At 36.8% G+C, this 10,983-nt stretch carries 12 protein-coding genes; 4 read left to right on the top strand and 8 right to left on the bottom strand.

Translation table 11 applies throughout. The annotated features are described in order from the left end of the window. Positions 1–460: 460 nt before the first annotated feature. Both K737_RS03870 and K737_RS03865 read right to left on the bottom strand, forming a co-directional pair. Positions 461–1,384: a diaminopimelate epimerase gene (locus K737_RS03870; RefSeq protein WP_023490374.1), complete on the bottom strand. Its 924-nt coding sequence runs from the start codon at positions 1,382–1,384 to the stop codon at positions 461–463. Positions 1,385–1,391: 7 nt separating this feature from the next. Then, the gene (locus K737_RS03865) at positions 1,392–1,778 is read right to left on the bottom strand and encodes a 2Fe-2S iron-sulfur cluster-binding protein (RefSeq protein WP_023490372.1); all 387 of its coding nucleotides are present in this window, start codon (positions 1,776–1,778) and stop codon (positions 1,392–1,394) included. 321 nt (positions 1,779–2,099) lie between these two features. Here K737_RS03865 and lptC point away from each other — a divergent pair, with 321 nt between their 5' ends. After that, positions 2,100–2,624, top strand: coding sequence for an LPS export ABC transporter periplasmic protein LptC (gene lptC / locus K737_RS03860; protein WP_152531081.1), 525 nt, complete (start codon positions 2,100–2,102; stop codon positions 2,622–2,624). Positions 2,625–2,684: 60 nt separating this feature from the next. On the opposite strand, the gene K737_RS06840 is transcribed toward lptC, so the two are convergent. Genes K737_RS06840 through K737_RS03850 form a run of 3 tightly spaced genes read right to left on the bottom strand, consistent with a single transcriptional unit; the run spans position 2,685 to position 6,864 of the window. After that, on the bottom strand, positions 2,685–3,347 hold the full coding sequence (locus K737_RS06840; RefSeq protein ID WP_006288135.1) for a response regulator transcription factor: 663 nt from the start codon (positions 3,345–3,347) through the stop codon (positions 2,685–2,687). Then, a complete protein-coding gene (mutS, locus tag K737_RS03855; protein WP_006288136.1) occupies positions 3,344–5,788 on the bottom strand; it encodes a DNA mismatch repair protein MutS in 2,445 nt (814 codons plus the stop codon). Before mutS ends, K737_RS06840 begins: the two co-directional genes overlap by 4 nt. Beyond that, positions 5,788–6,864: a hypothetical protein gene (locus K737_RS03850; RefSeq protein WP_152531080.1), complete on the bottom strand. Its 1,077-nt coding sequence runs from the start codon at positions 6,862–6,864 to the stop codon at positions 5,788–5,790. The genes mutS and K737_RS03850 overlap by 1 nt, the downstream gene beginning before the upstream one ends. A 517-nt stretch (positions 6,865–7,381) precedes the next feature. On the opposite strand from K737_RS03850, the gene K737_RS09480 reads away from it, so the two are divergent. The 3 genes from K737_RS09480 to K737_RS10075 are packed head-to-tail and all read left to right on the top strand — an operon-like array spanning position 7,382 to position 8,145. Next, positions 7,382–7,621, top strand: coding sequence for a hypothetical protein (locus K737_RS09480; RefSeq protein WP_152531079.1), 240 nt, complete (start codon positions 7,382–7,384; stop codon positions 7,619–7,621). Between the two features lie 20 nt (positions 7,622–7,641). Further along, positions 7,642–7,917 (top strand): hypothetical protein, encoded by a 276-nt coding sequence (locus K737_RS03840; protein WP_024161440.1) that lies wholly within the window; start codon positions 7,642–7,644, stop codon positions 7,915–7,917. A 54-nt stretch (positions 7,918–7,971) separates the two neighbouring features. Further along, positions 7,972–8,145, top strand: a complete 174-nt coding sequence (locus K737_RS10075; protein WP_023490365.1) for a hypothetical protein — start codon at positions 7,972–7,974, stop codon at positions 8,143–8,145. 45 nt (positions 8,146–8,190) lie between these two features. Here K737_RS10075 and K737_RS03835 read toward each other — a convergent pair whose 3' ends face one another. The 3 genes from K737_RS03835 to K737_RS11450 form a co-directional block, all read right to left on the bottom strand. After that, the gene (locus K737_RS03835) at positions 8,191–9,150 is read right to left on the bottom strand and encodes a glycosyltransferase family 25 protein (RefSeq protein ID WP_006288141.1); all 960 of its coding nucleotides are present in this window, start codon (positions 9,148–9,150) and stop codon (positions 8,191–8,193) included. Between the two features lie 13 nt (positions 9,151–9,163). Then, entirely contained in the window at positions 9,164–10,501 is a 1,338-nt protein-coding gene (gene cysS, locus K737_RS03830; RefSeq protein WP_023490363.1) for a cysteine--tRNA ligase, read from the bottom strand. A gap of 280 nt (positions 10,502–10,781) precedes the next feature. Then, complete coding sequence (locus K737_RS11450) at positions 10,782–10,910, bottom strand: hypothetical protein (RefSeq protein ID WP_023490361.1); 129 nt, start codon at positions 10,908–10,910, stop codon at positions 10,782–10,784. Positions 10,911–10,983 lie beyond the last annotated feature (73 nt).

Below are 10,983 nucleotides of genomic sequence, written 5' to 3'. Positions count from 1 at the left end.
TTTGATTGACTGGCTAAATCATTTTAGGTGATTAGCCAAGGAGTATGAAATAGACGTTCAATCGGAAAAACACGACGTTATGATCTCCCATTCAATGCTACTGATTCGTCGGTTGGCTTAACTGTGAAGATAGGTTCTGAGCGCTTAAATTCCCAGCGAATCATCCAATAGCTTGGTTTTCGTCTTTTTTTAGAGCCAGCACTGTGTTAGTTGGCACGCGCAATCGTGAAATCGATCATCGCGCAGTCGTTTTGTCGTCTTTTTTCGGCGTCTCAAATACTCTGTTCCATCCCCCCTTTTGGCTCTACCTCGTAAAGCGGGTGATAAATAGCTTTAAAATCGCCAAACCTCTCCGGAAACGAAATTCCTGCACGGTGACGGTATAAAACAGCCTTCACAAACAGGAGGCTATCTTTTGCTGTAACGCTCCCCTGGTTTTCCAGGTAAAAGATCCTTGATCCTATCTCACTACCCCCCCCCCACAAACACATCGTTCGTACACAGAAGACGCTTTGTGCTCGTACCCTTTTTTTTCACAATAGAAAACACTGATGGGGCCTCCTGGAAAATAAAGCCTCACTTGTGATATGGGGTAAATCTTCCTTAAAGCCACAAGTGCTGCACACGCTGCAGAACCGCAAGCTAGGGTCGGTCCGACCCCCCTTTCCCAAGTAGAAATATCCGCATTGCCAGAAGTTTTGTATCGAACATAAGAAATATTAAAAAAATTTTCACGATAAGTACTTAAATTTTTTTTAAATTGTTCATGATAAAATCGGACGTATAGAAAAGGGTCTTCTTTTCCAATAATAATAAGATGAAAATTTCCAACATCTACTCCGCCAATATAAGAGTCGTTTTGTTTGAAATACTCCCACTCTTTTTTAGAAAAATTTTTCTCTGCAAATTTTAAAGAAATCCCCCTCCCCTTTCCTTGATGTACTGAAACATCTTGAAAGAGGTTTTGAACTTTTTTGTCACCTTCATCACAAAAGGGCATTCCCATCTCTATGCTCGTATTTAAAAGCCCAACTGGACCATGAAAGGTCATTTTAGCTCCGCAATAGCCTAACCGATACAGTAAGTGTGCTGCACAACGTGTTCCGTTTCCGCAAGCTTTAGCAACAGTTCCGTTACAATTCCAAAACCGAATATGCCACCTTGTTGTTTCGTTATCACAAATTAATTCAATAAACTGATCTACTGGGCAAACGGAACACAATGAAAAAAAAAGTTCTAAAACTGACTGTGTAAGACAAAAAGCCTTCTCCACATTTTCGGAAAAAGTAATGCGAAGTAAAAAAGAATTTCCCTGAGACCTCATAAGATGGACACCAGAATTCCTTACATCCAAGGAACCTAAAAAAGAAGACACCTCTTTCAATCCAATACTACACCTTTAAATGACGCGTTTCCGTTGGGCACAAAACCCGAATACCGTCTAAGTCTTTAGTCAACGTCACCTGACATCCTAACCGAGAAGTTCTTCGAACGTCATAAGCCAAATCTAACATATCTTCCTCTTGAACACTGGCATCAGGAAGCAAATTAAACAGCGTTTCGTCTTGAATAATTACATGACAAGTTGCACACGCACACGCCCCCCCACATGCTCCTTCTAAATCAATTCCCTGAGCTTCCAATATATCTCTGTGATCGTTGAACACTTCGAAAATAGTTTGACCTACTTCCCCCAAAATAACCACTTCTTTTTCTGAAGAATTAGAAAATAAAACACGAACGGTATCTTTTTCCAAAGATTGTTTTTCTGACAACATTTGGCGTTCCTCCAAACGTTAAATTTTTTCCATTCTATATGATTCTTAAAAAAAACGCAACTCTTTTAAAGTTTTAAAGAAAAAACTTCTTTTATGATTTTAAATTAAACAAATTTTCTTTGATGAATTTTTAATGCATTAAGGATTATGATAGCTAAAACTCACTTTAATGAAATTTTATAAAATTTATTCTATATTTTGTCGAATATTTTTATTAAAATAAAGAAAAGCTTTTAACTTATAAAAATTGTGCAAAAAATTTTTTATACTAAATTCTTTAAATGGGGACTGTGGTCAATATTTTTAGGTTCAACACTAAGCATGGGATTAATTTTTTTTAAAGATTGGCAAACTTGTAAAAACACTTGTAAAATTAGCAATGTAAAAAGTGATCATGTCGAAAAAATAAAAATTTTTTCTTTAGATAAAAAAAATAATTCTTATACGCTTTTTGCCGAAAAGTTAAATGCTCAATATCAGTCTGACGCAAAAAATTCAACGTGTTATCAACTACTAAGACCAAATGCCACATTAAATACTCATCACCATCAGCTGAAAATTAATAGCCAGTACGGATCTTTTTTTTTACCAGATCAATTAGAATTATTTGAAAATGTTACGCTGTATGATACTTCACCTGACTTGTTTTACAAATTAACGACACAAAATATGTTTGTTCATTTGGGAGTAAATAAAATTTTTGGAAAAAATCCTGTTTCAGGTCAATGCGGATACGGAGTATTTTCAGGAAAATCTTTTACAATTAATACTAAAGCTCAAATTTTAACTATTAATGGCCCGTGCAGAATTCATTTTTTTGGATACAGTGACGCCCCTGCAAAATAAAGCTTCAAGGCTTAGTTCGTTCTCCCACTTTTTGCTTTTTCATAGCCAGATCTAAAAAGATTATGTGCGTATTTGCAAAATATATCCTTGGTTCCTAATAGCAGAAAAAAGTTCAGGGTGTGCATTAAACGGATCTAACTTTTTTCTTAAACGACTTAAAGTGACATCTAAAACCCTTGGATTAGAAGTTGTACTAAAAAACGTTTGTATCAATTCTTCTCTTTTTACGATTTCATTAGGATGATGCGCCATATAGACCAAAACTTTATTTTCAAGCTCTGTAAGAGGAACGACTTGCTTGTGTGCATCATATACTAAATTCTGCTTAAGATTTAACCAGTACTCTCCAAGTTGTAGTACGCATTCTGTGGAAATCAAATTTCTCAAACGAAGCAAGAGTTCAGTAGGCTCAAAGGGCTTCATCATATAATCTTTTGCTCCTAACGACAGGCCTTTTACACGCTCTTTTGGCCCCCCCATGGCACTTAGAAAAATAACAGGGGGAAGATTAGCACACTTGCGCTCTAAAAATGACCACCCGTCTTCTTCTGGAAGCATAACATCTAAAATAATGGCATCAAATTTAAAAATTGATAAAGCGCGTTCTGCGTGAAATACTTTAGGGGCAGAAGAAACCCAATAATGATTTTGACACAGATAACGCTTTATAAGATCTAATAATCGCAAATCATCATCTACTACTAAAACATGAGGAACTATCATGATTGGTTCCTTAAAAATAACTTCTGTTCTGGAAATTGTTGAAGCAAATCTTGTGCGCGACTGATAATAGCTTCTGGAATTCCTGCAAGACGGGCAACATGCACCCCATAAGACTGATCAGAAATCCCTTCTGTTATCTCGTGAAAGAAAATAATTTGCTCATTCCATTCAGTAATCTTAAAAGTAAAAAACCGCAATTCGGGAAGATAACTCAGTGCTGCTAATTCATGATAATGGGTAGAAAACAAAGTGCGGCATTTTAGATGTTTTACCATGTATTCCACACAAGCCCAAGCCAAAGCTAGGCCATCTCGGGTGGAAGTTCCTCGCCCCACTTCATCCAAAATAACAAAACTCCTTTTTGTTGCCTGATTTAAGATGCAAGCAGTTTCAAGCATTTCTACCATAAAGGTAGATTGTCCTCGAGCTAGATCATCATTTGCTCCCACCCTTGTAAAAATACGGTCAACGCATCCTATTTTGGCAAATTTTGCTGGAACAAAACTTCCTACGTGTGCCATAAAAGCAATTAGCGCATTTTGTCTTAAAAATGTGCTTTTTCCAGCCATATTAGGTCCTGTCATCATCCACAGCGGCTGTTCTTGGGTTAACTCACAATGATTTGCAATGAATTTTTTTTGATTTTGATGAAAAAACACCCATTCAATTACAGGATGCCTTGCGCCTTCCACTTGAAATACTGTGCTATGATCTAGGTGGGGACGTGTATAGTGATGCTGATGCGCTAGCTCTGCCAGTGCTACGGAAACGTCCAAAATTCCAAGAAACTCACATGCTTGTTTAAGGTTTTCATGAATTTGCGAAAGAGATTTTGAAAAGTTCTGAATAATCTCTTCTTCTAGTATCTGAGCTTTTTGTGCGGCAGTTTCTAATTGTGCAGCAACATCACATAGCTCTCCTGTTGTATACCTTGCTCCAGTTGTAAGCGTCTGTTTTAAGGTGAACTCAAAAGGCATTTTTGAAATTGAATGGGGAGGAATTTCTATATAATGTCCAATTATCCTGTTATATTTTATCTTCAGACTATTGATTCCAGTGATTTCGATGTAACGTCTCTGAAGCGCTTCTAAAATTTGAGCAGCATTTTGATGAATGTGATGTAAAGCTTCTAATTCACGACTGTACTGAGGCTTAATCCATCCGTCCCCCCCCCCTTCTTCTTGAAAAGCACAACATAAAGTTTCATAAAAATCATTGTAGTAAGTCAGATGAGGAATAAGGGGAAGAATTTCTTGAGGACAAGATTCTAAAAAACACTCTAAATGAGGAAGAACCCCCAACCCTTGTCTAAGACTTAACCATTCCTTTGGGTGCCCCCTTGCATTTACAAGGCGTGTTACGATACGCTCCAAATCTGGAATATTTTTTAAAAGTGCCTGAATTCCTGCACGATTCTCATCGTGTTGCAAAAAATAAGCAACACTATCCAGACGTTTATTAAGAATTTCTAAATCTTGAGTGGGGTGCTGCAATCGGTGCGTTAACAGACGTGCACCAAAAGCTGTTACTGTTCTATCCATCATACGAGCAAGTGTATGCTGATTTGGGCCAGAAAAAGTTTCAAAAATTTCTAAATTTTTACGAGTAAAAGCATCAAGACGAACCCAGTGATCTTGACGGTGATGTTTAGGGCGATTTAATTTTAAGGTTTGGCGTTTTTGAGTCAACACCACATAATCTACCACCACACCGGCTGCACATATTTCTGCTTTGGAAAAAGATCCCAACCCCTGGGTAGATTCTACTTGAAAGAACATACTTAAACGGTGTTCACACCCTTCTATTTCAAAACGACTTTCAGGAAGAATCGTTACGGCGTGCTTCCAAGATTTCAGTAAAAATGGAATAGAATCATTTTTCCAAAGCGGCTCTGAAATTAAAATCTCTTTTGGATTTAAAGCGTAAAGCGCCTCTTCTAGCTCTGCCAGAGGATGTGATTGAATAAAAAAATCCCCTGTAGAAATATCCACATACGCCAACACATATACAGAAGACTTTGCAACATCACATCGCACCAAAGAAATTAAAAAATTATTTTCTTTAGCATCCAACAAAGTATCTTCTGTTAAAGTTCCTGGAGTTATTACGCGAACAACATCTCGGTGTATTGGTCCTTTTACATCTTTAGACTCTTCATCTTCTAACTGTTCGCACACAGCAACTTTGTATCCTGCTTTTACTAGCTTAGCAATATAAGTATCGCTGGCATGAGCAGGCACTCCACACATAGGAACTGGGGTGGAAGAATTTTTATGGCGCGCCGTTAAAACAATTTGAAGCACTTTAGAGGCAATTTTTGCATCTTCATCAAAAAGCTCATAAAAATCTCCCAAACGGAAAAATACTAAGCAATCAGGGTATTGCGCTTTGATTTTCCCGTATTGAGCCATAATGGGAGTTTCTTTCAAAACAACCGTCATCACGACACCGTATTGGATGGATTTTCATAACCACTATTGCGCGCCAAAAATTCACAACAAGTTGCTATTTTTGTCAATGCCTGACGTGTAGCCTCATCTCCAGAAAATCCTAAGTCCTCTAATTTACTTCCCATAATTTCCAGTGCGTGTCTACTGCTCATTTGTTCTTGTGCCCATTTATTCAAAATATGGTGCTGAGCTTTCATTAAGTCAGAAAGATCTTGAACTTTTGTGCTAAACGAAAGAAAACACTCTGTCAGATCTTGACATCGTTGAAGCTGCACCTTGTTGGTTCCAGAAAATCCCTCTAAACTGGTAAGTATTCGATTTAAAAGAGAAAGCATAACATCTGGCGCGATAGCTTCGTCTAGCCCTATTCTGCGCGTTAGCTCTGTGCTGGCCTTGTTATTAAGACTGTCTTGAACCCAGCGAACAATTCGGTCATACCATTGACCTTGAAGCGTGCCAAGCTGAACTAAAAAAAAGTGAACAAGCACTGATCCCCCAAGCCCAAGTAAAGAAGAGCTGAACGCCAACCCCATCTTAGATAGCGCCCCAGAAAGATAGTCTTTGATTACCATCAAAAAATCTCCTTTCCCTGGCTCTATGGTAAAAACGTTCTGAAACATATCTGCCATAACGATAATTGATTGGGATAACCCCCAAAGCGTTCCTAGCAACCCAGAAAATACTAAAGTCCCTGCTAAAAATTGTCCAAACTTAAGCCGTTGAGCAAGTCGCTTTTCACACTGAGCCAACGGCAACTGAACATCAATATGCATGCCACTTTGATACCATTGAAGAATAGGAAAGCTAAATGGAAGAGAAGGATTAGGGAAAATTCTAAGTTTTTGTGGTTGATGTACCTCCAAGTATTTAAACTCTTTGTATATAAAAAACATTTGAAATGTCAAAATTCCCAACCCTAATAAAGTGATACTAAAAATCGCTCCATTAAGCCAAGGATTAATCATAAACATAGAAGAAAAAGATGGAAAATAAATCCCAATTAGTACTATAAGAACAAAAATAACACTAAAAGGACGTAACAGGAATAGAAGGAATCTTTGTGTCACAAGCATTGCAATCCCAACCGTATTTTTTTCATTCTAGCATGTATTGAAGCAAGATGAAACGGAGTTTTTAAATTCGAAGAAAAATAGTAAATTTTTCTTTTTTTAATGAAAATAATTTAATATTATTATTGTAAAACTTTAAAATAAAAAAAAATGACAGTTTTTAAAACAAGTAAAAAAAAATAACATTTATTTTTCTTTTCGGATTAATGGGGGCAGTTACGGTAAAACGAGTCATAACTATGATACTAAAAAATACGTTGAGCAAAAAACATTTGAAATCAATAGAAAAAAATCATTTTTTCTACAAAAAACAAAGTAACCCTTTCGGATATTGCAGACGAATCTGATATGAAAAATCTATGGCAGATTCTAAAAAAAATGAGAGCAGATAAAAATAGATCATCTTCCCTAACAAAAGTTTATGAATATAACGATGAACCATACGTGCAAATTACAGATTTCCAAGATACTGCTTGCATAGAGCGCGCTTTAGGGCTTACCCCGAAAGAAACTTATGAAATTCTTAAAAAAGTTTCCAAAAATATACAAGAGTTTATTTCAGAATCTGGGTGCTATAAAGCATACGAGGAAGGAAAAAATACTAGATACTCTTAGTGGTTCTTCTGATTTTCATACTGATGCATTCACTTCGCTTGCACAGCTTTCAGAAAAAGATTATCTTGAAGAAACAAGGCATGAGAAAGAGTTTTTATCCCGCGCCAAAAGTAAAAAAACTTATGTCCTGCCAACATAGATGGATTTCTTCAATCTTTTGTGGATCAGAACTCTGTTAATATAAAAATATTTACGCAAAACAATTTGAAACTAGAAGAAGAAAAGGAATTTATATCTAAAATAGAAAATCCGACTTTATTTTTGATTAGAAAGAAAAACTCCAGTGTTCCTCAATATAATATTCTTGTTAAGTTTGGAAAGCCAGTAAGCCATGCTATTCTTGTAGACTTATTTGAATCTTTTTTAGAAAATGGAATGGTGCACGAAGAAAGCGCAAAACTTTTAAAAAAAATATTTTCACAAAAAAATGATTAATAATATTTTTACATTTATAAGATATTCTTTAATAAAGATCTAAAAAAAAAATTTATGAAATTTGATTCAACAATAAAATTATTACTCTGGGTTTTTGGAATCGTTTCGATCGTCTTGGTTTCTGCTTATGCCTTGCATTACGCCAGTACAGATATTACACGAGGAAGTTTGGCAGATGCTTATGGTTTTTCTAACTCGTTTTCTTTTGATGCAGGGAACCTTTGGTAAAAAGAATAAAGGATCTTCCTTTTCGTAAAGGTGATCCCGAAATGATTAACGTTTTTTTATTTCATTTCTAGTCCAAAAAACCTTCCACCAGGTTGATAATCCGTACAAAAACCGGGAAAGGTGGCTACACAAAGAAAAATAACGTCCAGTCCAGCGATATTTATTAAGTTGCTTGTGAGGATGAGTTATTTGTCTTGGTCCTGCTTGTTCAATGTCTGAATCTCCAAAAGTTTGAAAAACACATCTAGGCTCTATTCCCATAAACTTCATTGTTTTTCCTAAAGGGTCTTTGAACTCCCAAAACCGCATATAATACATATCCCAAGGCAGACACATAGGAAGAGATTTTTCCAAAAGGCGTCGAGCAGCCCAACGATTAATTAAGTAAGCGCCGGCTCTCCAAGATTCTTTCAGGTAGACACACAAATGAGGACCAAAAGAAAAAGATTGAACAGAAATAGGCCAACCACTTTGTAAGGGGTGAAGCTCAAAACTGCATAAATCCCATTTTTTTTTACACACCACTAATGCATCAATGATTTTAGAAAAGACAGGCTTAAAACTAACATCATCTTCCACAATAATTGCAAATTCAAACTTAGAGCGCAAAAATCGGATAAGCGCTTTGCGATGACTAAGATAGCATCCGATTTCTCCTAATCCAGGTTCTTTTCCTTTTAAATATTGACGATATTTTTCTAAACTGACAATGCGTCCATCGTAACGTAATTTGGGATAAATTTTTCCGTTAATTCCAGAAACACGATGGACCGAAAAAGAAAACCTAGAAAGATGCTTTTGTATCTGGTTCCATCGAGCCTTAGAAGCGTCAAGATTTATGACGTACACTCCAACACTAGAAGATTTAATGGGATGAAGTGGAATTATTGTAGTTTTCTTGGAAGAAGGAAGCACAAATCCTCCAAAATGCACGATTAGATAACTTCCTCCCAAAAAAGCAAAAAGAACCCCTCCCCCTATCTTTAAAATTTTTTTTTTGAACATGAAAGACTAATCCTTATATCTTTTTATGCCAGAGCGTGCCTTGAGGCGTATCTTGGATGATAATTCCAAAATCTTCTAACTTTTGTCTTAATTCATCTGCCCGTTGGAAGTTTTTTTCCTCTCGAGCCTGCGTTCTCTCTTTAATAAGATCCTCTATTTCTTTTGAAATCTCTAGCGTTAAGGATGACGAAATTTTTTGAATTCCAAGAAAATTTGCGCAGGTATGCACACTAGAAACCCATTTCTGATCTTGTAATGCGCGTTTTGCTAAAAGGTGCAATGCATTCAATGCCCCTGGTGTATTCAAATCATCACACAGATAAGCTAAAAAATCTGCATCCAGGCAATGCTTTCCATCCCAAGGAAGTTCTAAAACTCGATTAACATGCTCCATACACTGAGTTGCCTGGTGCAACAAAGAGGAATTCCAATCCAGCGTATGACGATAATGAGAAGAAAGGAGCGCCCAACGCACGACCGACCCAGGAAACTGAGCTAAAACATCCTTAAGCAACAAAACATTGCCTAAAGATTTTGACATTTTTTGCCCTTCAACCATTAACATTCCATTATGAACCCAATGTTTTACAGGATGTTCTACCCCCAACGCATTTCTAGTTTGTGCGTTTTCATTTTCGTGATGCGGAAATAAAAGATCTGCTCCCCCGCCATGAATATCAAAAGTCGTACCTAAATATTCCAAGCTCATGGCAGAACACTCTGTATGCCATCCAGGGCGACCATTCCCCCAAGGAGAAGGCCAAAACTCATGGTCTTCTATTGCTGGTTTCCATAACACAAAGTCCTGAGGATTGCGTTTATAAGGGGCAACTTCAACTCGGGCTCCTGCTAAAATTTCTTCTTTATGTGCACCAGAAAGACTTCCGTAGAAAGGATCTTTTAAAACATCAAATAACACATGCCCATTAGATAAGTAAGCAACCCCCTTGTCTAATAATTTTTTAATAATTTCAATCATATGGGAAATATGGCAAGTGGCCTTGGGTTCAACGCTAACTGGAAGAACATGAAGTTTATTAATGTCTTGATGAAATTGAGCAATGGTATTCTTAGTAAGCTCGTTGATAGGAATTCCCAATTTTTGTGCTTCTGCGTTGATTTTATCATCTACGTCAGTGATATTTCGAACATAAACAACTTCAGGAAACAGGTATCGCAAAACCCTAAATAATGCATCAAACACCACAATAGAGCGCCCATTTCCTATATGAATTGGCCCATATACCGTCGGTCCGCAAACATACATAGTTATCTTTTCTGGATTAATCGGAGAGAATACTTCTTTTTTTTGGGAAAAACGATTATACAAAAATAAAGAAACACAAGACATATCTGACCCACAGCACCTTTTGCAAATCATTATAAAATTTCTTTTTAGTGGGGTCAACTCAAACTCTCAGCTTTTAGAACCTGTATTCATGATTTAGCTATCCTTTAATAGGATCATGGAATGGGCCTATCATACTTATGTTTTCAGCAGTCGCTATGGCAATTTCATAATCTTTAGATACCCTTCGAAAATGATTTAGCTATCCTATGTCCTTTCGACAATCCAACATTTTGGAAGTATGGCCCATCCTTGAGATATATGCTCTGAGATTACTATAGTTTTATTCAATACTGTTTCTTACAAATTCCTCCATGGGGTTTCTATATCCCGCATCTGCACACACTCCCTTTAATTTAGGATATTTTTTGCACCGCTTCCTTAAAAACTCTGCACCCAGCACCTGTGTCATTGGCCTTATGAACCGTGGTGATATGGAGCAGATTGCCTTGCCTATCAACACCACTATGATGCCGTTTACGTAT

The organism is Holospora undulata HU1, assembly GCF_000388175.3.
Lineage (GTDB): Bacteria > Pseudomonadota > Alphaproteobacteria > Holosporales > Holosporaceae > Holospora > Holospora undulata_A.
Note: the sequence above shows the minus strand (reverse complement) of the source record. Positions and strands in the feature narration are given on the sequence as shown.

Bases quoted from the DNA above. Each gene is read 5' to 3' on its own strand.
- K737_RS03865 (WP_023490372.1), bottom strand. From the start codon at position 1,778: ATGTTGTCAGAAAAACAATCTTTGGAAAAAGATACCGTTCGTGTTTTA.
- lptC (WP_152531081.1), top strand. From the start codon at position 2,100: ATGGGATTAATTTTTTTTAAAGATTGGCAAACTTGTAAAAACACTTGT.
- K737_RS06840 (WP_006288135.1), bottom strand. From the start codon at position 3,347: ATGATAGTTCCTCATGTTTTAGTAGTAGATGATGATTTGCGATTATTA.
- mutS (WP_006288136.1), bottom strand. From the start codon at position 5,788: ATGACGGTTGTTTTGAAAGAAACTCCCATTATGGCTCAATACGGGAAA.
- K737_RS09480 (WP_152531079.1), top strand. From the start codon at position 7,382: ATGAAATTCTTAAAAAAGTTTCCAAAAATATACAAGAGTTTATTTCAG.
- K737_RS10075 (WP_023490365.1), top strand. From the start codon at position 7,972: ATGAAATTTGATTCAACAATAAAATTATTACTCTGGGTTTTTGGAATC.
- K737_RS03835 (WP_006288141.1), bottom strand. From the start codon at position 9,150: ATGTTCAAAAAAAAAATTTTAAAGATAGGGGGAGGGGTTCTTTTTGCT.
- cysS (WP_023490363.1), bottom strand. From the start codon at position 10,501: ATGTCTTGTGTTTCTTTATTTTTGTATAATCGTTTTTCCCAAAAAAAA.
- K737_RS11450 (WP_023490361.1), bottom strand. From the start codon at position 10,910: ATGACACAGGTGCTGGGTGCAGAGTTTTTAAGGAAGCGGTGCAAAAAA.